The organism is Treponema primitia ZAS-2, from assembly GCF_000214375.1.
GTDB lineage: Bacteria > Spirochaetota > Spirochaetia > Treponematales > Breznakiellaceae > Termitinema > Termitinema primitia.
This window is the reverse complement of sequence record NC_015578.1, coordinates 3,711,006-3,733,102: the sequence shown is the minus strand read 5'-3', so window position 1 is coordinate 3,733,102 and position 22,097 is coordinate 3,711,006. Positions and strand designations below refer to the sequence as shown.

General features: G+C 53.4%; 23 protein-coding genes. 15 read left to right on the top strand and 8 right to left on the bottom strand.

The window, feature by feature from the left end:
* Positions 1-5: 5 nt before the first annotated feature.
* The 4 genes from TREPR_RS16205 to groL all read right to left on the bottom strand — a co-directional run bounded on the left by TREPR_RS16205 (position 6) and on the right by groL (position 4,281).
* Positions 6-512, bottom strand: coding sequence for a TRAP transporter small permease (locus TREPR_RS16205; protein WP_015709431.1), 507 nt, complete (start codon positions 510-512; stop codon positions 6-8).
* An 82-nt stretch (positions 513-594) separates the two neighbouring features.
* Positions 595-1,605: a TRAP transporter substrate-binding protein DctP gene (dctP, locus tag TREPR_RS16200; RefSeq protein ID WP_015709430.1), complete on the bottom strand. Its 1,011-nt coding sequence runs from the start codon at positions 1,603-1,605 to the stop codon at positions 595-597.
* A gap of 105 nt (positions 1,606-1,710) precedes the next feature.
* Positions 1,711-2,442 (bottom strand): GntR family transcriptional regulator, encoded by a 732-nt coding sequence (locus tag TREPR_RS16195; protein WP_245534754.1) that lies wholly within the window; start codon positions 2,440-2,442, stop codon positions 1,711-1,713.
* A gap of 192 nt (positions 2,443-2,634) precedes the next feature.
* Complete coding sequence (gene groL / locus TREPR_RS16190) at positions 2,635-4,281, bottom strand: chaperonin GroEL (protein ID WP_015709428.1); 1,647 nt, start codon at positions 4,279-4,281, stop codon at positions 2,635-2,637.
* Between the two features lie 188 nt (positions 4,282-4,469).
* Here groL and TREPR_RS16185 point away from each other — a divergent pair, with 188 nt between their 5' ends.
* A complete protein-coding gene (locus TREPR_RS16185; protein WP_015709427.1) occupies positions 4,470-5,468 on the top strand; it encodes a Gfo/Idh/MocA family protein in 999 nt (332 codons plus the stop codon).
* Between the two features lie 43 nt (positions 5,469-5,511).
* Here the strand turns inward: TREPR_RS16185 and rnhA are convergent, their stop codons facing one another.
* Positions 5,512-5,958, bottom strand: a complete 447-nt coding sequence (gene rnhA / locus TREPR_RS16180) for a ribonuclease HI (protein WP_015709426.1) — start codon at positions 5,956-5,958, stop codon at positions 5,512-5,514.
* 3 nt (positions 5,959-5,961) lie between these two features.
* A complete protein-coding gene (locus TREPR_RS16175; protein ID WP_015709425.1) occupies positions 5,962-6,192 on the bottom strand; it encodes a YdbC family protein in 231 nt (76 codons plus the stop codon).
* 168 nt (positions 6,193-6,360) lie between these two features.
* On the opposite strand from TREPR_RS16175, the gene TREPR_RS16170 reads away from it, so the two are divergent.
* Entirely contained in the window at positions 6,361-7,530 is a 1,170-nt protein-coding gene (locus tag TREPR_RS16170; RefSeq protein WP_015709424.1) for a hypothetical protein, read from the top strand.
* On the top strand, positions 7,527-8,255 hold the full coding sequence (locus TREPR_RS16165; protein ID WP_015709423.1) for a LysM peptidoglycan-binding domain-containing protein: 729 nt from the start codon (positions 7,527-7,529) through the stop codon (positions 8,253-8,255). The genes TREPR_RS16170 and TREPR_RS16165 overlap by 4 nt, the downstream gene beginning before the upstream one ends.
* On the opposite strand, the gene TREPR_RS16160 is transcribed toward TREPR_RS16165, so the two are convergent.
* Positions 8,237-8,821 (bottom strand): NUDIX hydrolase, encoded by a 585-nt coding sequence (locus tag TREPR_RS16160; protein ID WP_015709422.1) that lies wholly within the window; start codon positions 8,819-8,821, stop codon positions 8,237-8,239. The genes TREPR_RS16165 and TREPR_RS16160 overlap by 19 nt on opposite strands.
* 125 nt (positions 8,822-8,946) lie before the next feature.
* Here TREPR_RS16160 and TREPR_RS16155 point away from each other — a divergent pair, with 125 nt between their 5' ends.
* The 6 genes from TREPR_RS16155 (at position 8,947) to TREPR_RS16130 (ending at position 13,568) form a co-directional block, all read left to right on the top strand.
* Positions 8,947-9,768, top strand: coding sequence for a cytidylate kinase family protein (locus TREPR_RS16155; RefSeq protein ID WP_015709421.1), 822 nt, complete (start codon positions 8,947-8,949; stop codon positions 9,766-9,768).
* A gap of 92 nt (positions 9,769-9,860) precedes the next feature.
* Positions 9,861-11,087, top strand: coding sequence for an endonuclease/exonuclease/phosphatase family protein (locus TREPR_RS19055; protein WP_015709420.1), 1,227 nt, complete (start codon positions 9,861-9,863; stop codon positions 11,085-11,087).
* A 140-nt stretch (positions 11,088-11,227) separates the two neighbouring features.
* Complete coding sequence (gene vapB / locus TREPR_RS16145; RefSeq protein WP_015709419.1) at positions 11,228-11,503, top strand: type II toxin-antitoxin system antitoxin VapB; 276 nt, start codon at positions 11,228-11,230, stop codon at positions 11,501-11,503.
* Positions 11,503-11,898 carry a type II toxin-antitoxin system tRNA(fMet)-specific endonuclease VapC gene (gene vapC / locus TREPR_RS16140; protein ID WP_015709418.1) on the top strand — a complete coding sequence of 132 codons (396 nt, stop codon included), beginning with the start codon at positions 11,503-11,505 and terminating at the stop codon, positions 11,896-11,898. Before vapB ends, vapC begins: the two co-directional genes overlap by 1 nt.
* Before the next feature lie 28 nt (positions 11,899-11,926).
* Positions 11,927-12,703, top strand: a complete 777-nt coding sequence (locus tag TREPR_RS16135; protein ID WP_015709417.1) for a TrmH family RNA methyltransferase — start codon at positions 11,927-11,929, stop codon at positions 12,701-12,703.
* Position 12,704: 1 nt separating this feature from the next.
* Complete coding sequence (locus tag TREPR_RS16130) at positions 12,705-13,568, top strand: hypothetical protein (RefSeq protein ID WP_015709416.1); 864 nt, start codon at positions 12,705-12,707, stop codon at positions 13,566-13,568.
* On the opposite strand, the gene TREPR_RS16125 is transcribed toward TREPR_RS16130, so the two are convergent.
* On the bottom strand, positions 13,565-14,923 hold the full coding sequence (locus tag TREPR_RS16125) for an ATP-dependent 6-phosphofructokinase (RefSeq protein WP_015709415.1): 1,359 nt from the start codon (positions 14,921-14,923) through the stop codon (positions 13,565-13,567). The genes TREPR_RS16130 and TREPR_RS16125 overlap by 4 nt on opposite strands.
* Before the next feature lie 190 nt (positions 14,924-15,113).
* Between TREPR_RS16125 and TREPR_RS16120 the strand changes: the two genes are divergently transcribed.
* From TREPR_RS16120 to ffh, 6 genes are all read left to right on the top strand, one after another.
* A complete protein-coding gene (locus TREPR_RS16120; protein WP_015709414.1) occupies positions 15,114-15,338 on the top strand; it encodes a NifU family protein in 225 nt (74 codons plus the stop codon).
* On the top strand, positions 15,328-17,169 hold the full coding sequence (locus TREPR_RS16115; RefSeq protein ID WP_015709413.1) for a YgiQ family radical SAM protein: 1,842 nt from the start codon (positions 15,328-15,330) through the stop codon (positions 17,167-17,169). The genes TREPR_RS16120 and TREPR_RS16115 overlap by 11 nt, the downstream gene beginning before the upstream one ends.
* Before the next feature lie 59 nt (positions 17,170-17,228).
* Complete coding sequence (gene ndk, locus TREPR_RS16110; RefSeq protein WP_015709412.1) at positions 17,229-17,672, top strand: nucleoside-diphosphate kinase; 444 nt, start codon at positions 17,229-17,231, stop codon at positions 17,670-17,672.
* Positions 17,656-19,539, top strand: coding sequence for a M3 family oligoendopeptidase (locus TREPR_RS16105; RefSeq protein ID WP_015709411.1), 1,884 nt, complete (start codon positions 17,656-17,658; stop codon positions 19,537-19,539). Before ndk ends, TREPR_RS16105 begins: the two co-directional genes overlap by 17 nt.
* 91 nt (positions 19,540-19,630) lie before the next feature.
* Positions 19,631-20,698, top strand: a complete 1,068-nt coding sequence (locus TREPR_RS16100; RefSeq protein WP_015709410.1) for an NAD(P)H-dependent glycerol-3-phosphate dehydrogenase — start codon at positions 19,631-19,633, stop codon at positions 20,696-20,698.
* 3 nt (positions 20,699-20,701) lie between these two features.
* A complete protein-coding gene (gene ffh, locus TREPR_RS16095; protein WP_015709409.1) occupies positions 20,702-22,078 on the top strand; it encodes a signal recognition particle protein in 1,377 nt (458 codons plus the stop codon).
* Positions 22,079-22,097: the final 19 nt, after the last annotated feature.

Below are 22,097 nucleotides of genomic sequence, written 5' to 3'. Positions count from 1 at the left end.
GCTCCTCAGGTTAGACCGGCTTGGCCGGCCGGTTTTTCCGCATCATCTTTATTAAAGCTGAGAATACACCGCTTGATCTTGAGAATTGTAGAAAGGATCATGGAAGCTGCAGCAACGACGATGCTCAGGGTTACCAGTGAATAGGGGATGGGCATGGATTGGTAACGCCGGATCCACTCCGCTGCGGCTAGCCTGATTCCAAAGAAAACAATGACAGTCAGGGCAAACAGGATAATGAGAAACAGAAAAATCTCACAGATTTTCTGCATTGTTTTCGGCAGATTACGGGTCACCAAATCTATACCCAGCAGTTGTCCTGAACGGTAGGCAATATCGGCACCCAGAAAGGCGGTCCAAGCCAAAAGGAGCATGGCCGCATCAATATTCCAAGCCATGGAAACCCGGAAGAAACGCAGAATGGCAGACAGAAAGACCAGGAAAACCAAGCCAATAAACCCCACCCCGCAGAGGACTGTCTCGGCTTTACAAAGAGACCGGTATAATGCACGCATGTGACCCCCATGACATACCCTGCCTGGATAAGCAGGGTATTGGGTAATTTCAAAATACTGTTTTTGAAATTACCCCCTTTCGTTACAGACCCAGTTCCCTGAACAGAGTTTCTTTAAGGCCTGTAGTCAATTTAAGATCGTTATTGGTATAGAGGGGATCGATGGCTTTCTGGAATTCCGCCAGGTCAACTTCGGTAACCGTAATGCCCTTGGTTTTGAATCCGTCATAATACCCCTGTTCTTCCTGGGCTATGATGGCCGAATACTTCGCCGCAGCGTCATAGACGGTTTTGACAAAGAGTTCCCGGTCTGCAGCAGGCATGCCGTCAAGCAGGGCTTTTCCACAGACAAAACTGCTCTGAAGCATGTAGTGCTTGGTAAGGGCCAGATAGGGAGTAACCTCATAGAGACGGTAACTGTCGGCGGTAGAAGCCTGGATCTCGCAGCCATCCAAGGTCTTGGACTGCACCCCGGCATAAATATCCGTGGCGTTCACCGTGGTCTGGGCATAGCCCAAATACTTGGCTAGAGCCTGGCCTATGGCATTACCGAAGCCCCGAAGCCTGAGCCCCGAGAGGTCCGCCACCTTGCTAACCGGTTTAATGGTATAGAAGCTCCGGAAGCCATTGAACATATCGGCAATGAGTACAAGTCCCTGTTTCTCTAACTCCGCCTGCCATCCTTTATACAGAGCGGTCTGGGGGAGTTTTTCCAGAAGTTTATAATCCGTAAGCACATAGGGGGCCATGAGAATATTGAGGTCCGGAATGTTAAACTGGCTTGCCAGCCGTCCGGGATCCGAAGGTACCACAAGGTTTACCCCAAGCCGCGCTTGGGTTACTAGGTTGTCCGTGTCCCCGGGGAGGGCCCCCGCTACATAGACTTTAACATCGAAACGGCCCGTGGCGTTTAGGGTGTCCGCCACTTCCTGCATCATCCGGCTCTGTCCGCTGGTGGCACCTTCGGTCCCCGCAAAGGTAACCGCAACCTTTCCCCCGGAAGTGCCGCCTTGCTGGCCGCCGCCTGCAAATACTCCGCCAATGGCCAAAACCATCGCCAGAAGCGCAAACAACGATACTTTTACAATTTTCATATTCCCCTCCTATTATGTGTCTACCCCTCAGGGTCACAATGGATGAATTCTAACATACTTGTATGGTAGCCGTCAAGAAAAAAAAATTTCCGTCCTGAGCCCAATTCATTCCCGGGACCTTTTTCCCGGCATGGAAAACCCGCCAAAATCAACATCAAAAGCGTCCCCACTATCTTTGGTGATAAAATAATCGGGGAATTCTTTCTCCAGCAGCTTTTCCTCATTCCCCAGTTTGTGCAGGTGCAGCTTAAGAAGATCCCTGGCGCCGCTAAGGTCCTTCTTTTTTAATGTCCCTAGAAGCTTTTTATGCTGCCCCACCACCCCCTCGGCTATACCCTTGAGCCGTATAGCCAAAAGGCGTACCCGGTAATAATGGCCGCTCATCTGTTCCAGCACCTTCCAGCTCAGCTCCTGAGCTGCGGCGCTGAAAAAGGTATGGTGAAATGCATCGTCAAACTCCATAAAGGCAATGGTATCGCCATCGGTAAAGGCATTTTTCTGCATCCTGATCAACTGTTCCAGGGCGGTAAAATGCTCCGCCTTTGATTTGCTGATAAAGGGCTCCAAAACCGCCATCTCCAGGTTTTCCCGCAAAAAAAATTCCTGTTCCACCCGAGAAAAGTCAATTCTGGATATCATGGTCTCTTTTTGAGGAACGATCTGCAACAGCCCCTCATTGGCCAGATGGATAAAGGTCTCCCGTACCGGGGTACGGCTGACCTTATACAGGAGAGCTATTTCCTTCTCGCTGATCCCGGTACCGGGGGCCAAATTCAGGGTAACGATGTTTTTGCGGAGATTTGCGTAGACCGAATCCTGAACGCTACCGGATCTCATTTTTCCTGTACCTTCCATACTAGTATTCCTCTGTTTAAAATAGTAACCCAGTATGCACTGGGATTCACAAAATTTACAGCCCCGTTTTTTTAGCGTTAAAAAAACGGGGCTGGGTGGTGGAATGGGCGATTTAAACCAAAAAGGACCGCCTTACGGCGGCCCTTGGTTCACTTTTTGTTACTTGAGGTCGGCTTAGTAATCCATACCACCCATGCCGCCCATTCCACCACCACCGGGCATCGGGGCCGGGGCTGACTTCTCAGGCAGGTCGGTGATGGCACATTCGGTGGTCAGGAGGAGGCTGGCAATGGAGGCGGCGTGCTGCAGGGCGGAGCGGGTGACCTTGGCGGGGTCGATGATCCCGGCCTTTACCATGTCTACCCATTCCAGCTTGGCGGCGTCGAAGCCTATGCCTTTCTTTTCATTTTTCGCCCGTTCGGCAATTACCGCGCCGTCCTGGCCGGCGTTTTCGGCGATCTGGCGAATCGGTTCTTCCAGGGCGCGTTTGACGATTTTGAAGCCTACCTTCTCGTCGTCGGTGAGGCCGGAGGTGTCCGCTTTGTCTAGGGCAATGGCGGCCTGGATCAGGGCGAGTTCGCCTCCAGGGACTATGCCTTCTTCAATGGCGGCCCGGGTGGCGCTCAGGGCGTCCTCGACCCGGTGCTTCTTTTCTTTCAGTTCCACCTCGGTGGCGGCGCCTACGTTGATCACCGCAACCCCGCCGGCCAGCTTGGCAAGCCGTTCCTGGAGTTTTTCCCGGTCGTAATCGGAAGTGGTGTCTTCGATCTGGGCTTTGATCTGGGCGATCCGGTCCTGGATGTCCTTCTGTTTGCCCGAGCCGTTGATGATGGTGGTGTTATCCTTGTCGATCTTGACGGTTTTGGCCTTACCGAGCTGGGAAATGTCGGTGTTTTCCAGCTTGAGACCCAGTTCTTCGGTGATAACCTGGCCGCCTGAGAGGACGGAAATGTCTTCCAGCATGGCCTTGCGGCGGTCGCCGAAGCCCGGGGCCTTGACGGCCACGGTCTTGAGGGTGCCACGGAGGCTGTTCAGGACCAGGGTGGAAAGGGCTTCACCATCCACGTCTTCTGCAATGATGAGCAGGGGCTTGCCGGTCTGGGCAACCTTCTCCAACAGAGGAAGCATGTCTTTCATGGAGGAGATTTTTTTGTCGTGGATGAGTATAAACACATCCTCATAGACGGTGGTCATGGTGTCCCGGTCGGTGACAAAGTAGGCGGAGATATAACCCCGGTCAAACTGCATCCCTTCCACAAACTCAATGGTGGTGTCCATGGTCTTGGATTCTTCAACCGTGATGACTCCGTCTTTTCCAACCTTTTCCATGGCATCGGCGATGGTGTTGCCGATTTCACTGTCATTGTTGGCGGAAACCGAGGCGACGTGGGAAATTTCTTCCTTGTCCTTGATTTCCTTGGAATTCTTCCTGATTTCGTCTACGGCGATTTCTACCGCTTTGTCGATACCCCGCTTCAGCTCAATGGGGGTCATCCCGGCGGCTACGGACTTGAGGCCTTCCTTTACCAGGGAATAAGCCAGCACCGTGGCGGTGGTGGTACCGTCGCCGGCCACATCATTGGTCTTGGTGGCCACTTCTTTGAGAAGCTGGGCGCCCATGTTTTCGTAGGGGTCGTCAAGTTCGACTTCCTTTGCTACGGAAACGCCGTCCTTGGTTACCGTGGGGGCTCCGAATTTCTTGTCCAAGAGGACATTCCGGCCCTTGGGACCAAGGGTGACCTTAACGGCCTTGGAAATCTGCTCAACCCCGGCAAGCAGCTTGCGCCGGGCGTCTTCGTTGAACAACAACTGTTTAGCCATGTTCTTTTTCTCCCTTTAATTACCGGTTTTTCGGGCACAAAAGGGAAGATTATCTCTCTCTGCGAAAAACCGGTTTAATCTGAAATGGATTATTGCCCATCTTATGGGACCTGTGTATAAAATACTAAATATAGGCCTTAACGGCAATAGGAAAACCAGGTATAATTTCGTAATTTTTGGAGGCTTCTATGGAAAAATTACGAATGGGGGTGATTGGGACTTCCGATCACTACGAATTACGGGTGGCAACCCCACTTAAATCGTCTTTACTGGTGGAGCCCTATGGGATAGCCTCCAGAAACCTGGAAAAAGCTAAGGCCTATGCCCAAAAATGGGATTTTTCCCGGGCCTACGGGTCCTATGAGGAACTGCTGGCGGACCCGAATATTGACTTTGTCTATACCCCTCTGCCAAATTACCTGCATCTGGAGCTGATCAAGAAGGCTGCGGATGCAGGAAAACCGGTGATTTGTGAAAAACCCCTGGGTCTCAACGCCCGGGAAGCGGTGGAAGCGGCGGAATACTGTGCAAAAAAGGGCGTTCCGGTGATGGAAGCCTTTATGTACCGGTTCCACCCCCAATGGAGGCGGGCTGCGGAGATTGTAAAATGCGGGGAAATCGGGACTGTGGTATCAACCAACGGACTTTTTTCCTATAATCTGAAGGATGGGAGCAATATCCGCAATATTGCCGCTGCCGGTGGCGGGGCGATCCTGGATATAGGCTGCTATACCGTGTCCAGTGCCCGATTGCTCATGGGCGGGGAGCCAGAACGGGTGGTGGCAACCCTTATCCGGGATCCGGTGTTTAAGACCGATATCCTGGTGTCCGCCCTTCTGGATTTTGGCGGGGGGCGGGTGTCTTCCTTTACTATTGGCACCCAGGCTTACCCCTATCAGCGGGTTACCGCCCTGGGGACCGGGGGCGCCCTTTCCGTGAAGGTGCCTTTTAATTCATACGCAGACACACCCGGGGAGTTGACGGTCAATTCCGGTTTGGGTGGACGGGTGGTAGAAACCGAAATAGTCGATCAATACCTGCTGGAATTTGACAACTTTGCCGAAGCAATTATCAATAAAACCGAAGTTCCCACCCCCATCAGCGATGCAATTGCCAATATGGCTGTTCTGGACGCCCTATTCGCGTCAGCCGTCTCCGGTAGCTGGGAACCTGTCAGAAAATATTAAACCCGTTTGAAGCGCTTTCAAAATTTTGCATTTTGAAAGCGCTTCATTTTATAGAAGCAATAGCTTCCTGGGTCATTTGATCGCAGCGTTCATTGTATTCATTCCCCGCGTGGCCCCGTACCCATTTCCATTTCAGGGGGAATTTGAGGGATAGTTCGTCCAGGCGCTGCCATAGCTCCTGGTTTTTTACCGGCTTTTTGTCGCTGGTTCGCCAGCCGTTGAGTTTCCAGGAGTGTATCCATTGGCTCATACCCTTCTGGACATATTGGGAATCCGTATAAACTGTCACGGCTTCGGCCTTAATCTTCAGTTTTACCAGGGCTTCCAGGGCTTCCAGGGCTGCGTACAGTTCCATCCGGTTATTGGTGGTTTCCGCTTCGGCGCCCCACTTTTCACGGATTTTATCCTCAGGTCCGAGAATCACATAAGCCCAGCCGCCCGGCCCGGGGTTGCCTGAACAGCCCCCATCGGTGTAAACGTGCAGATCCATGGCTTACCCTTCCTGGGCGAAGGCGGCTTGCAGGAATCCAACCAGTTTCTCCGCCTCTTCCCTGGTCAGGGTAATGCCTTTCCCCATTTTCTCATGATCCGGGGACCAGTCTCGGATGTCAAATTTGGCATTCCGGCCGTTCCAGGATACTAGGGTTAGTTCTTTTTTCCAGCCACTTTTTTCTTCGGAAAGAACACCGTAATTTTTTTGAATGTCGTAGGTAATCTCGGGCATAAAAAAACCTCATTTGGTGAAAATTATAGTACATTAGTATAATAATCATATTTCTTGTTTTTAGCAAAGGGGGTTGTTGAAACTGTGATTCGAATCATGGTTTTCTTTGCAAGCTTGTTGTTATCATCTAAGTGATATACGATAATTAAATAGAATATAGGAGTTTTTATGCGAAGTAGTCCATTCCCCGGTATTTTAACGGGAATAGTTGTTTCAATATTGATCGTAGCCTGCGGCAGTACGCCGCCGCCGCAGGAAAACGAGCCGCCTCCCCGGGAGCCGCAGCAGCAACAAAGTGCGCCCCCGGCGCCTTCTGTGCCAAGCACCCCGGCTCCCCGGGACCCCAATTTGGAGCCCCCGAACCAGGAGGCCCTTGATCGCCTAAATACCGCAGTGTCCAGGGTTGAAACCTCAAGGCAGCAGGCTTTGGATATTGAAAGCCCTTATTACCGTCCCGATGATTGGCAGGCGGCGGAGGAGGGGTACGATGCCGCCAAGAATGAGGCCCGGGATACAACCTTGGGCGAGCTTAACCAGGCAGTTACCCTCTATGAGTGGGTTGCCGAGGCCTACGATTATACAGCCCGTCAGAGTTTGCCCTTTTTTTACCGGGATCTGGAGAATGAGATACTGCAAGCCCGGGACGAGGCGATCAAAGGGGGAATCCTGGACTTGAGCCCGGACCGGCTTGGTGCAGCGGATAAGTTTGTAGATCAGGCAATTGAATTGTACGAGGTAGGGGAGCCGGCTGAAAATTATTATGCTGCGGCGGAATCGGCCTTTGAAGCCCTGGACCGGTACCGGGCCCTCAGCATGGGCGCCGGGGCGTTTGCCCTTCGGGAGGAGATACGCCGGAGGGGCTTTGCCAAGTACGATTTGGATAATTTTGAGCTTGCCGATCAGGCCCTGGACCGGGGTGTAGCTGCCTATGACGGGGGTGATACGGATTTGGCGGAAAACAGCGCGGAAGATGCTTTACTCCGGTACAACCGGGTTATTAACACCGGGTGGGCGGGCGCCGTTTCGGAATTGCAAAACAACGCCGAAGCTGAACGGCAGCGTGCCCTGGCGGCGAAGGCCAATGTGGCGGCACGGAAGGAATTCGGCGCCGCGGAGGATCTTTATAACCGGGCCCTTAGCGCCATGAGATCGAAACAGTTTTGGGAAGCTTCGGAAGCCTACACCCAGTCTGTCCCCCTGTTTGTCCAGTCCTGGCGGGTAGCGGAGGATAAGCGGGTGATTGCCGAAACAGCTATACGGAATGCCGAACTCAGGGTGAGCCTAAGCGAAGAAACCGCCCGGGATGCGGAATTGGTTCTGCAAGGAGTCGCGGAATGAAACGGAGATTGCTTTTTGGATTGATAATACTATTCGTTTGCGGAACCAGCCTGGTATTTTCCCAGCCGATTCCCGGTAATTTGCAGAATAACCGGTACTATCTGGAGAGTGTACGGCTCACTAAACTGGCCCAGGAAAGTTACGAGTACGGCGATTACGATGCCTCCGCTAATTACGCAGCCGAGGCGCTCCGTTATGCCCAGCTGTCCGATGAATACGTGGCACTACAGTTGAAAATCAGGGAGACCGAGGACGCCATTACTGCGGCTAAAAGCCGTATTGATTGGGCGGATTCCATTGGCGTTTCACAGACCTATCCGGATGAATACGGCGTTGCGGAGCAGGCATATAGCGAGGCCCTTTCTTTCCGTCAAGGTGAAGAATGGGATGAAGCCATTGCTGCGGCCTACCGGGCGGTAGACGCCTTGGCCTTTGTTTCGGGAGCGCCGGTTTTAGTCGGCGGCAAGCCGGAATTGCCCGCCCGGTATACGGTGCGTCCCTGGGCAGTTTCCCGGGACTGCCTCTGGAATATCGCCGGACGGCCCTGGGCCTACGGGGATCCCCATAAGTGGCGTTTGATTTACAATGCGAACAAGGCAAAATTTCCCAACCCGGATAACCCAAATGTGATTGAGCCGGGGATGGTACTGGATATTCCCAGCCTCCAGGGTGAGCGCCGGGAAGGAACCTGGGACCCGAATAAGGCCTACGAACCTATCCGGTGACCTGTGGCCTGTAAGTAAAGGGTATAAGCCGAGGCCATGAGGGCGTGCATATAGGGTGGACGCCCCAGGCCTTGGAATACCTCAGCGGCGCTTACCAGTTCTACGTCAACAAATTCATCCTTATCCAGATCCTGGCTTTCCAGGGGCTTTAAATCTTCGGCTAAAAAGAAGTGGACCCGGTTGGACATAAGCGCCGGATTCGGGCTGAATTCCCCGATCTTGCGGATTTTTCCTGGTGCATAGGCGGTTTCCTCCTGCAGTTCCCGGGCGGCGGCTTCCAGGGCATTTTCCCCGGGTTCAAACCCCCCGCCGGGAAATTCCAGGCTTAGCTCCTGTGATCCATGACGCCACTGCCTGACCATGACAAATTCCCGACCCCCCTCGGTTTCGATTACCGGTATCACGATAGCCCAATCCGGGGCATCAATAACCGAAAATACGGCGGTTTCGCCCTCCGGGGAAAGGCAGGTGGTATCCCGGATTGAAAGAACCTTGCAGCGGTAAACCTCCTGCCGTCCTGTTTCTTTCCAAATAAGGTGGGCCGCTGGCCCATTGTCGTTTTCCATGGCTATAAAATACCCTTTTAAGCCCCGAGGTGCAATGAGTTCTTTTCTAAATCTTTTGACAAGTTCCTGTCAAAGCTTTATGCTTGGTATGTAGGTCACAGGAACCCTTTGACCAAGGAGGTATCATGGCAATCATTACAATTTCCCGTCAATTGGCAGCTCTGGGTGATGAGACGGCTACTGAATTGGCAAAACTGCTGGGCTATCGTTTTGTTGACAAGCTCAAGTTGGAGGAACGGATCAAATCCTTTGGGATTGTGGGAACCAAGCTTGAAAAATACGATGAACGGAAACCGTCGTTTTTTGCTTCCCTATCCCAGGACCGGGACGATTATCTCCACTTTCTGAAAACGGCTATGCTTGCCGAAGCATCCGAAGGGAGCTGCGTTTTTATCGGCCGGGGGGCCGCTGCAGTGTTTAAGAATATTCCTGGGGTTCTTTCTGTATTCCTGGTAGCGCCCACGGAGATACGCTATGAGCGGGTGAAGAGCTATTTCCACTGCGACGAAAAACGGGCCAGGCAGATCATTGAACAGAGCGATCATGATCGCTTCGGGTTCCACCGGTATTTTTTTGATATTGACTGGCGGGAAGGCTCCAATTATCACCTGACCTTGAATATGGGGAATCTGCACCCAGCCCTGGCAGCGAAGATCATCAAGGACCTTCGGGATCACATTATTAGCCAGGAGACGGAAGCCCAGAACGAGGCACGTCTCAAGGAGATGATCCTGGGCCAGCAGGCCATTCATCATATTCTGTATGAAAGGGAGCTGGCCATCCACTTCCTGGAAGCGGCGGTCTCCGGCGGGGAGCTTACCCTTTTCGGGGTGGCCAGTTCGCAGGTTCTTATAGAAAATGCGCTTAACGCCGCCAGAGAGGTTCCCGGAATTTCCGTTGTCCGTTCAGACATTCAGGTTGTTCAGGAATTCAACATAGTACCTTAAAAACTATCCGTTTTTTTAGCGGCGCCCATCTTTTTTTCAAACCTTTAAAGTAAATTTCCCTCCTACCCCCTGATAGGGAGTAGGAGGCTCTTATGTATTTTCAATTATTTAAACGCGTCCGGTGTGTATGGGCGGTATGTATTCTCGTTGCACTGAGTGCCGGGTGCAGTCTTACCTCACCATCGGAAAACGGCGGCACCGGTCCTGTCCCGGGGAATCTGCGGATAGTTACCTGGAATGTACAGGCCTTGTTTGACGGGAATCAGGCCGGGACCGAGTACGATGAATACCTTAACGAGGCCGGCTGGGGATCGGACAAATTTTCTGCCCGGGTAAGCGCCTTGTCCCGGGCAATAGCCAGCATTGACGGGGGGCCGCCGGATATCCTGGCTCTGGAGGAAATAGAAAATTCCCAGTGCCTGGATGCCCTTGCCAAGGGGGAGCTTTCAAAGTACGGCTACGGCTGGACCTATTTCTCCAAGAACAAAGGCTCCTCTCTGGGGCTGGGGGTTTTGAGCCGCTATCCCTTCACGGAGACCCGGGTCCACGGGATCACCTGGGACCAGCAAACTGCCCCCAGGCCGGTACTGGAACTTTGGCTGCGACCCCAGGACACCCCCCTGGTTCTCTTTGTATGCCACTGGAAATCCAAGCTGGGCGGGGATGATCAGACCGAAACCCTGCGCCGGGCATCCGCCCGGGTTATACTCCGGCGTATTGTGGAGATCCGGCGGGATTATCCCAAGATACCTGGGGTCATTATGGGGGATCTGAACGAAAACCACGACGAATTCTACCGCAGGGACGGCAAAGTATTGAGCGCCCTCATGCCCGATGCTCCGGAGGCTGCCGAATATGCGCGGGGAACTTCGTTGCACGTGGCGCGGGGAACTTCGTTGCAAGTAGCGCGGGGAACTTCGTTGCAAGTGGCCGGTCTATATGCAGGAAGCTCGCCGACTGAAGTCGGGCCGGCTAAAGCCGGAACTGGAAGTACTGCGGAAAGTACCGGGGACTTCCTCATCATCAGCGGGGAAAAGCCGCCGTCCGCGGCAAACTTTGATGGTCTTGCCTTTTACTCGCCCTGGGGCCAGGAGCTGCTGAACGGTTCCTATTACTATAAAAACAACTGGGAGACCATTGATCATTTTCTGCTGACAGAGCAGTTTTTTGATCAAGCCGGCTGGGACTTCAGTTTTTGCCGGGTGCTGGACCAGGAGCCCTTTGTCAATGCCAAGGGGGTTCCAAGTTCCTATAGCCCCCGGACAGGCCAGGGCTTAAGCGATCACCTGCCCCTGATGCTGGTATTGAGCAAGCAGTAGCTCTGCTGATACCCCGCTATTTGCGGCAGCAGAAGCGGGGTATAGAATGTAGAAATTTTTTAAAACTTCAGGTGGTAAAAATTTACCACACTTGACAAGGTATATATCATGATATATACTTATTTACAGGAGGGTACTATATGCATGCACCGGTTAAACCTAAATCAGAAGTAAGCCCTAAGGGTTTGCAAACAGCGCGTTTGTTTATAAATGGCAGGAGCCAAGCTGTAAGACTCCCTAAAGAATATCAGTTTAAAGGTGAAAATGTATATATTCAGAAGGTAGGGGACGCTGTCATGCTATTTCCTGTTGATAAGGGATGGGAAACATTTTTACATGGGCTTAATGGATTTTCTGAAGATTTTATGAGCGAAGGAAGATATCAGGGCGCAGATCAGGAAAGAGAAGAGTTATAATGTACATGCTTGATACAAATATATGTATATATATTATCAAGAAGAAAAATCCCAATGTATTGAAAAAATTAAAATCAAGATGGAAAAAGGGCCTGGCAATTTCGACAATAACATTGGCTGAATTGGAATTTGGTAATGAAAATAGTATGTATAAAGAAAAGAATCAAATTGCCTTAATCGAATTTTTGTCAATAATAGATATAAAAAGTTTTGATGAAAAGGCAACGAAAGAATATGGAATAATAAAGAAGGGCTTAAAAGACAGGCAATGTTTAATAGGGCCGCTAGACATGTTAATAGGAGCCCATGCAAAATCACTGGGTATGACATTGGTGACAAATAACACAAAAGAATTTGAAAGGATAAAGAATTTAAAGGTAGAAAATTGGGTATAAAACCAGGAGGTAATTTAATGGGAAGGCTATGCGTAACAGACTGACCAATGAGCTGGCGGTCTGCGGGTTTAATGCGGTAAGCGCCCTGGGCGAAGTCCACCCTGAACGGATCAACCGGCTTTTTCTCCGGGAGGACCGGCTGCCGGCTTTCACAAAGCTGTGCAAGCAGCTAGCGGAATGGAAACGGCCCTACAAGATCTGCGAGGACGAGGAACTGGAACGGGTCTGCAAGAGCACCCGGCACCAGGGGATAGTTGCCATGATCGAGGAGATCCCGGTGGAGCCCCTGTCCCAAGAGGATCTTGATGCCTGGGCCCGGGAGGGGAAGACGGGGGTCATCCTGTTTTCTGTGGGGAACGATCATAACCTGGGGGCCATAGTCCGGTCCGCCGCTTTTTTCGACGTCCCCTATGTGGTGATCTCCGATACCGACGAGGCTGCCCAGCTTACTACCAGCGCCTACCGGGTTGCCGAGGGGGGCATGGAACACGTGGAGTTCCGGAAACTGAGAAATGTTCCGTTCTTTCTAAAAAGCGCGGGGAAATCCATGGTCATCATCGGGGCGGATCACCGGGCCCGGCTGCGGGTCAGGGACCTGGATCGGGTGATCCGGGAAAAGGCTGCGGCCCTGGGGGAACGGCCGGGCATAGCCTTGGTGGTGGGCAATGAAGAGACGGGGCTGCCGTCTGAAATCAAGGAACGCTGTTCCGCCCTGGTGCGTATCCCCGGCACAGGGGCCATAGAAAGTCTCAACGTTGCCCAGGCGGCGACCCTCTTCTTCCACGAAATCTATGAGCGCTGCTGACATGGAATCAAAGGATTCCCTGGTAGCTCAATTCCTCAGGCTTCTGAAAGCTATGCCTGCGGGGGTGCGGGAGGAAACGCCGGTATTGGCGGACATAGCGGAACTGTGCGCGGGGAACTTCGTTGCAAGTAGCGCGGGGAACTTGCCGACTAAAGTCGGAGTTGCAAGTGGCGCGAGCAGTGCTGGAACGTCTTATCCTGCCGGGGCGCCGGGGCTTGTGCGGCGGCGGCTTGACCGGCGCTATGCCAGGATCCGGGTGGTCTATTCGGAGCTGAGCAAGCTGGATTTTAAGAAAGCCAAGCCTGAGGCGGGGTTTGAAGATTTTGTTTTTGATCAGACCAATTTTGATATCTATAATAAAATCGGCAAGGATGACTTCAACACCTTTTTTGATGAGGGGCTTGAAGATTATGATGATTCTTTTTACCGGAATAATTTTATGATGAGCCGCAGCGCGGTTAGAAAAGCTATTTTCCGCTGGTATAAGCCGGCGGGGGAACACTATTCGTGTGATACGGCAATAAACCCCCTGCTCCTGGGCATCATGCGGACCATTCATACCAGTCTGGACTTTGCCCCCCTGATACGGCAGGAAGAGGCCATGGCAGAATGCCGGGTGATCATCCGTTTCCTACAAGATAGGTCAACTCTGGGGGAGGATACGCTTTCGGAACTGGACCATAATTTTCAGGCCCTGTATTACGGCCTAATCCGCAGCTTTGACAAACTCGCCATTACCCACAGTGACGGGATGGTAACCACCCTGTCCATCCATCCCGGAGAATCCATGAGCGGCGACGAGCCGGATGTTTTGTATGGAACCTTCCATCCCTTTGGCAAGGCCCACACCATAGCCCTCAGTTAGCTAAAATTATATTCGGCGGTAAAGCCTTCGCTTTGGTAATTGTTTAGCATGATCACCGGCTGCTGGGTCGCATCCTGGCAATCCCGCCAGAGGCTGCCCTCGGGGTCCACATGGTTGCGCTGGGAAACAGCAACCTTGGTGGGGAGGTGCACAAATTCGCCGTTTACCAGGCCGATGATGCACTTGTTTTTTCCCGCCATGGCTGCGTGGGCAGCGGCATTGCCTAGCCGTTCGCAGTAGATGGAATCTACCGGTGAGGCAGGGGCTGAACGGATAATGTAGCTGGGATCGATGTACTTTAGGTTGATTTCGATTTTTTTGTCGCTGAAATATTTTTGTATCTGATCCCGCATATAGGAGCCCACATCTTCCATCTTAACGTTTCCACCTGCATCGGTTTTGACTTCCTTTATCAGCTGATCCTGCAGGGCACCTTCGGCGATGACGATCACCGCGTGGTTTCGCCGTTGCAGGCGCATTTCCAGGTGATGGAAGAAGCCATTGGGACCTTCCAGGTCAAAGGGTACTTCAGGGATGAGCACGAAATTTACTTCATGGCTGGCCAGGGCGGTATGCACGGCGATAAAGCCCGATTCCCGACCCATAACCTTTACCAGGCCTATACCGTTGATCGCAGAAACAGCCTCCATGTGGGCGGCGGTTACCACATCTACCGCCTTGGAGACCGCAGTGTCGAAACCGAATGAACGTTCTATAAAGGAAAAGTCGTTATCCACCGTTTTGGGGATACCCACAGTGGCTATCTTGAGCCCCCGCTTTTCAATTTCATTGGCAATATCCAGGGATCCCCGCTGGGTTCCATCCCCGCCTATGGTAAAGAGCACGTTCATGTTGAGCTGTTCCATGGCATCCACAATTTTTTCGACTTCTTTGCCGCCACCCCGGGCGCTCCCCAGAAAGGTACCACCCAGCTTGTGGATATCATCCACGTTCTTTTGGTCCAGGGGAATGACATCGAAGTGGTACTCGGGCAGGAAGCCCTTATACCCGAAGCGGATGCCGGAAATCCGGGTTACCCCGTAGCGGACCAGGCAGCGCACAATGGCCCGGATGACGTCGTTGATCCCCGGGCAGAGGCCGCCGCAGCTTACAATCCCCGCATGCACGTGGTGGGGGGTAAAGTAGATCATTTCCCGGGGCCCGGCTAATTCCAGGACATCGCTTCGTTTAAGGGGCGGCTGTTCCCCCAGGCTTACCTGGGGTTTAATCACGACAAACTCGTCGTCCCGCACATAATTCGCGATTAAATCACCGTAAGTCTTGGACATAGCGATAGGTGAATGGATATTACGGTTTCCAAGCTCTTCAATTGTGAAATCAAGACTTTCACTCATTAGATGCTCCCTGTTTCCCAAATTATTTCCGCCCCATGCCGGGGATCGGCTATTCACGATTATGTTATAATAATATAGTAAACCTTCTGAACCACTCTTTCAATGGACTTTAAAAAAATGTATACTTAATTAGTTTATATTGTTAATTTATAGTATATTATAAGGAACATATAAATAATAGGAGATTACCATGCTCGAAGAACAAGTTAAGCTCGCCCTGGACAATGTCCGCCCTTCCCTCCAGAATGACGGTGGGGATGTGGAATTTGTGTCCCTTTCCGATGATGGGACCGTTTCCCTGAAGCTGACCGGAGCCTGCGGTTCCTGCCCTATGGCCCAGATGACCCTTAAAATGGGGATTGAAAACTACCTAAAGAAGGAAATCCCCGAAGTTAAGGCGGTCGTTGGGGTCTAAAATCCTCGGCAGGCCTGAAAATTCCCGGTTTCTCCCTGTAAATTCCAAAGAAATGAAGGGGCGGGGCTGGGAATCCTGTGATTTTATCTTCATTTCCGGCGACGCCTATGTGGATCATCCCTCATTTGCCGTTGCTCTTGTCTCACGCTACCTTGAAGCCCAGGGTTTCCGGGTTGGTGTTATACCTCAGCCGGACTGGAAAACCCCCGAATCCTACACCGTCTTAGGCCGTCCCAGGCTGGGATTTCTTGTCGGCCCAGGCGCCATGGACTCCATGATGGCCCACTACACTGCCGCCCGGAAGCCCCGCTCCGAAGACGCCTATTCTCCCGGCGGCAAAGCAGGTTTCCGCCCTGACCGGGCTACCCTGAAATACGTAGAATGCATCCGGGCTGCTTATAAGGACATACCGGTGATCATCGGGGGTATCGAGGCCAGTCTCCGTCGTTTTGCCCACTACGATTATTGGTCCGATACGGTGCGCCGCTCAATACTGCTGGATTCCAAGGCAGACATCCTGGTCTACGGCATGGGGGAGCGGCCGATCCTAGAGATTGCCCGGCGCCTCCAAAAGGGGGAGCCGGTTTCCACCATCCGGGATGTCCGGGGTACCTGCGTCCGTTCCCACGGCCAGCCGCCGGAGATAGCCGCTTGCGTGCGGCTCCCGGACTACGAGGCGGTTAAGGGCGCCGATCCCGGGTCTTTGCGGGCCTATGCGGAACACTTCATGCTGCAAAAGCTCCAGGGGGATCCTCAAACCGCAAAGCCCCTGGCGGAGAAATCCGATGGGGACCGCTGGGTGATCCAGAATCCCCCGGCCTTTCCCCTTATTGCCCCTGAACTGGATAGCATTTACGAACTTCCCTATCAGCGCCGGGCTCACCCCATGTACGATGCAGCCGGGGGTATCCCTGGCCTGAAAGAGGTGCAGTTTTCCCTGGTCTCAAGCCGGGGCTGTTTCGGGGGCTGTTCATTCTGCGCCATCACTTCCCACCAGGGCCGGGCCATAAGTTCCCGAAGCCGGGAAAGCCTGGTCCGGGAAGCGGAAACCCTGGCCCGTCACCGGGACTTTAAGGGCTATATCCACGATGTGGGAGGGCCCACGGCCAACTTTTACCGTGCCCCCTGTAAGCGACAGGCTAAGGGCGGGTTCTGCCCGGAAAAAGAGTGCCTTTACCCCAAGCCCTGCCCCCAGCTAAAGGCGGATCACCGGCCCTATATCGAAACCCTGACTGCCCTGCGGAATATTGACACCGTTAAAAAAGTGTTTATCCGATCCGGCATCCGCTTTGACTATCTGGAACTGGATACACAGTCGGGGCAGGAATTCCTGGAAACCCTCTGCAAGTACCATGTCAGCGGACAGCTCAAAGTTGCACCGGAACATATAACGCCTGGGGTACTGGCCGCTATGGGGAAAGGAAAAGCTGAAACCTACGAAAAATTCCGGGAAGACTATGCAGAAACAAATCGGCGGCTGGGGCTGAAGCAGTACCTGATCCCCTACTTTATTTCCAGCCACCCCGGCTCAAGCCTGGCGGACGCTGTGGAGCTGGCCCTGTTTATGAAAAAGAGCCACTTTGTGCCGGACCAGGTCCAGGATTTCTACCCAAGCCCGGGAACATTGTCTACAGTGATGTACCATACCGGCCTGGACCCCCGGACCATGGAAAGTATTTCTGTGCCCCGGGGTGAACGGGAGAAACGGCTTCAGCGGGCCCTATTGCAGTTCAACCATGCTGAGCAGAAAGCCCTGGTATTGGAAGCGCTACGTATGGCGGGCCGGGAGGACCTGATAGGGAACGGGGCCGAATGTTTGGTGAGAAAATGAGTATCCGCCTTTAAATACGAATCTATGAAAAATATTTCTTATACATTACACTTACTCTTATGGAAAAGACCTTTGTTATGCTAAAACCCGGGGTCCTGCAGCGGCGGATTGTGGGGGAAGTATTGAGCCGCTTTGAACGGAAGGGGCTTAAGCTTATTGCCCTGAAGCTGCTACAAATGGATACCGCCATGGTAGAGGCCCATTATGCCGAGCATAAGGGGAAGGATTTTTACGAAAAGCTCCTGGCCTATACCCTCTCAGGGCCCGTGGTGGCCATGATTTTGGAGGGGGAGGATGGGATTGCCGCAGTACGCCGCCTGGTGGGGCCCACTGATACCCGGGAATCCCTGCCCGGAACCATCCGGGGGGATTACGCCTACCGGACCAGGCTCAATATTGTCCACGCCTCAGATTCCCCGGCCAGCGCGGCACGGGAAATAGCCCTGTTTTTCAAGCCCGAAGAGATTATTGAATGGGAGGATGGCAATGCCCAGTGGTATTAAAACCGGAGATGCCCAAACGGAAGCCCTCCCAAAGTGGGACCTTACAACGATTTACCCCTCCTTTGACTCACCGGAATATCGGCGGGACTTGGAACTGCTGAAGGGGAAGATCGCAGCTTTTTTGCAATTGCTGGGAACGCCCCTGCCCGAATCGGGGATTGCGGCGGCCCTGCTTGCCCTGATAGGGGTCTATGAGGAGGCGGGGAACCTGAACGAGAACCTTTCCGCCTATGCGGAGGCGATCTACACCGCCGATACCCGGGATAGCCGGGCTCTGGCGGAGATAAATGCCATTGATGCGGCGGCCCTGCCTTTGGGGAAGGGGGCGGTGATTTTTCGGAACCGCCTTGCGGAGGCTAAGGATAGGGTTTTGAAGGCCCTGGATACGGAGCCGGCTCTGAAACCCTTTGATTTTTTTATTCGGGAGAGCCTGGAAAAAGCCGCCTACCAGATGAGCCCTGAACTGGAGGATCTGGCCAATGATCTTGCCCGGTCCGGGGGAGATGCCTGGGGCCGGCTCCAGGAGGCGGTTTCCTCCACCGCAACGGCTTTGTGGGACCGGGACACCGGGGAGCGAAAGACCGTGATAGCCCTGCGGGACCTGGCCCACAGCCCGGACCGGAAAGTGCGGGAACGGGCTTACCGGGCAGAGCTTGAAGCCTGGGCTTCCATGAAAATACCCTTAGCTTCATCCTTGAACGGCGTTAAGGGCAGCTCCCTGACTGTGGGTAAACGGCGGGGATGGAAATCGATACTGCAAAAATCAGCCTTCCAGTCCCGGGTGAGCGAAAAGGCCCTGGGTGCGCTTATCGTCGCCATGGAAGGGTCCCTCCCGGTTTTCCGGCGCTACCTTAAAACCAAGGCTTCCCTGCTGGGGCTCAAGTCCTGCGCGGGGAACTGCGTTGCAAGTTGTGCTTTCTACGACCTTTTTGCCCCAGTCGGAGGTATTACCAAAAAGTGGACCTGGACCGGGGCAACGGAATTTATCATTGAACAATTCGGCGCCTTTGACCCGGATATGGGGGCCTTTGCCCGGCGGGCGGTCGATTCGTCCTGGATAGACGCCCTGGGCCGGGAGGGCAAGATCGGCGGGGCCTACTGTACCGATTTTCCCCTGGCAGGCCACCCCGGTGAATTGCCCCGGGGCGAATCCCGGATACTTTGCAACTTCGAGGGGTCCTTCGACTCGGTCTTTACGGTGGCCCACGAATTGGGCCATGCCTGGCACCACGAGCTGATCAAGGATCTAAACCGCTTTCAGGCGGCCTATCCCATGACCCTGGCTGAGACCGCCAGCATCTTTGCTGAGACCATCATCTTTGAGGGCGCCCTGGGCAACGCTACTGATGATCATGAACGGGTCGGGCTTATTGAGGGGAACCTCAAGGACTGCTGTCAGGTAATCGTGGACATACTTTCCCGGTTCTACTTTGAGCAGGCCCTCTTTGAGCAGCGGGAAAACCGTGAATTGCCGGCGGAGGAACTTTGCGCCCTGATGATCGATGCCCAGAAAAAGACTTATGGTGACGGACTGGACCCGGAGCAGCTCCACCCCTATATGTGGGCGGTAAAAAGCCACTATTACAATCCAGGCCTGGCGTTTTACAATTACCCCTACGCTTTTGGGCAGCTTTTTTCCCTGGGTCTTTTTGCCCGGGCAAAGAAAGAAGGCCAGGGATTAGCCGGGGGCAAGACGGGTTTTGCCTCCGGGTACCGGAAGATGCTGAGGCTCACCGGGCAGGCTTCCGCCGTGGATGTGGCCAAGTCTGCGGGCTTCGACATTGAGGATGGCGCTTTCTGGCAGGGGGGCATTGCCCTTATTGCGGAACGGGTGGAGGAATTTGTAAAACTTGCAAAAACTCTTTAAATACGGAGCATTACTGCGCCTATTCACAGCGCAGAGTTGCTACAGTGAGTCAGAGGGCAGCTATCACCCCCATGAATGGTAAAGGAACGGTATGACAAAAATAGGCATTTTGGGGGCGGGCGCCTGGGGAACTGCGGTGGCAAAGGTTATCGCCGAAAAGGGAAACGATGTACTGATCTGGAGCCACAGCAAAGCTGTCCTGGAGGACGTTAACCAGAGGCATACCAATTCCCGGTATCTGCCCGATGTGGTCCTGCCCAACAATCTCCAGGCCTGCGACGATATAAATGAAGTGGTCAATGGCAAAGAATACTTGATCCTGGCGACCCCTTCGCTTTACCTTCTGGATACGGCAAAACAACTGTTGACGGCGCCTTCTATACGGGAAGGGGAAACTGCCATCGCGGTGATCACCAAGGGCTTCCTCCCTTCGCCCAAGGGCCCTCGGCTGATCCTGGAAACCCTGGAGGACTACCTGCCGGGGTTTTACCGCCAGTCACTGGTGTATATCGCCGGCCCCAGCCATGCCGAAGAGGTATCCCGGGGCAAGGTTACCGGGCTTATCGCCGCCAGCGAAAGCCCCAAGAATTCCATAAGGTTCAGAAATTTGTTAAAAAGCCCCCGGCTGCTGGTTTTTTCGTCCCTTGATGTCCGGGGGGTTCAGGTAGCGGCAGCGGCTAAGAACGTTATTGCCATCACCTTTGGGATGCTGGATGCTTTGAAAAACAGAACTACTAGTTCCGGGGCCGAGGATATCTTTGGTGACGGGACAGAGTCACTGCTCCTTGCTGCAGGGCTCAACGAGATACAAACCCTGGGCATGGCCATGGGGGCAACTCACCCGGAAACTTTCACATCCATATCCGGGGTGGGGGACCTGGATGTTACCTGCCGTTCTGTTTTTGGCAGAAACCGCCGCTTCGGCAGGGAAATAATAGAGAAAAATATTCTTAAACCCTTTGCCGGCTTGGATGATATTATCGACAGGATTGCTGAGATCGGCTATCTGCCCGAAGGTGTGGTGGCCGCAAAGCACATCAAGGCCCTGGGGGAAAAATTCAAACTCAAGATGCCCATATCCACCGGGCTCTACCAGATACTAAACAGGGAGATTGAGCCCCAGGAATTCCTGAACTCCTTCCTGGAGGAGATGCAGTAAAACATGTTAGATAAACTAACGGCGAAGATTTCCGATGCCCTCAGGATTGTCTCCGGCAAGGCTACGATCACCGAGAAGAACATTGATGATGCGGTTGAAGCCATCAAGCTGGCACTGCTGGAGGCGGATGTAAACCTCCGGGTGGTCCGGCGCTTTGTTAATTCTACCATTGAAGAGGCCAAGGGGGAAAAGGTCCTCCGCTCGGTTGACCCGGGCCAGCAGTTTATCAAGATAGTCCACGATAAGCTGACCGGTTACCTGGGGGACACCACCCTGAACGCCAATGGGCAATCCGCCCAGGACCTTCAGCTAAAGGGACCGGACACTATTTCTGTGATCCTCATGCTGGGGCTCCAGGGTTCGGGGAAAACCACCAGTTCCGCTAAGCTGGCCCTTCGCCTCAAGAAAGACGGCCGCAAGCCCTTGCTGGTAGCCTGCGACCTGGTGCGCCCCGCTGCCATGGAACAGCTCGCGGTCCTGGGTACTCAAATCAGCGTCCCGGTGCACAAGGAGGACGGCGCTAAAGATAGTGTTGCTGTTTTCAAAAACGCCTGGAACTGGGCTCAGAAGAACCTTATCGACACGGTTATTGTGGATACCACGGGCCGGCTTCAGATAGACGAGCCTATGATGGAGGAGCTTGCCCGGCTTAAGAATGCAGCCAAGCCCGACGAACTGCTCCTGGTGGCGGATTCTATGACCGGCCAGTCTGCGGTGGATATTGCCAAGACCTTTGACGAGAAAATCGGCCTTTCGGGGGTGATCCTCACCAAGTTTGATTCCGATACCCGGGGCGGGGCGGCCCTGTCCCTGAAGACCATTACCGGCAAGCCCCTGAAGTTTGTGGGTACCGGGGAAAAGCCTGAGGACTTTGAAGTCTTCCACCCCGAGCGCATGGCCAGCCGCATCCTGGGCATGGGGGATGTGGTCAGCCTGGTGGAAAAAGCCCAGGAAGTGATCGACCAGAAAGAAGCGGAAGTGCTTCGCAAAAAAATGGAGAAGGAGAACTTCACCCTGGAGGATTGGCTGGACCAGCTCCGGTCCATGAAGAAGATGGGTTCCCTCCAATCAATGCTGGAGATGATCCCCGGCATGTCGGGGCAAATCAGCGAAGAGGATATCGACAAAGCGGAACTGAAATACCAGGAAGCGATTCTTTCCTCCATGACCCGGAAGGAACGGGCAAATCACCTTATCATCGGTCCCACCCGCCGTTCCCGGATAGCCCGGGGTTCCGGTACCTCCGTGGCGGAGGTGGGGCGGCTCCTCAAAAAATTCGAAAAGATGCGGACCATGATGAAGAAGATGTCCAAGCTGAGCAGAAATCCCGCGGCAGCACAATCCATGTTTTCAAAGATGGGACAGTTTCAGGGCCGCTAAGGCTACTATATAAATTAAC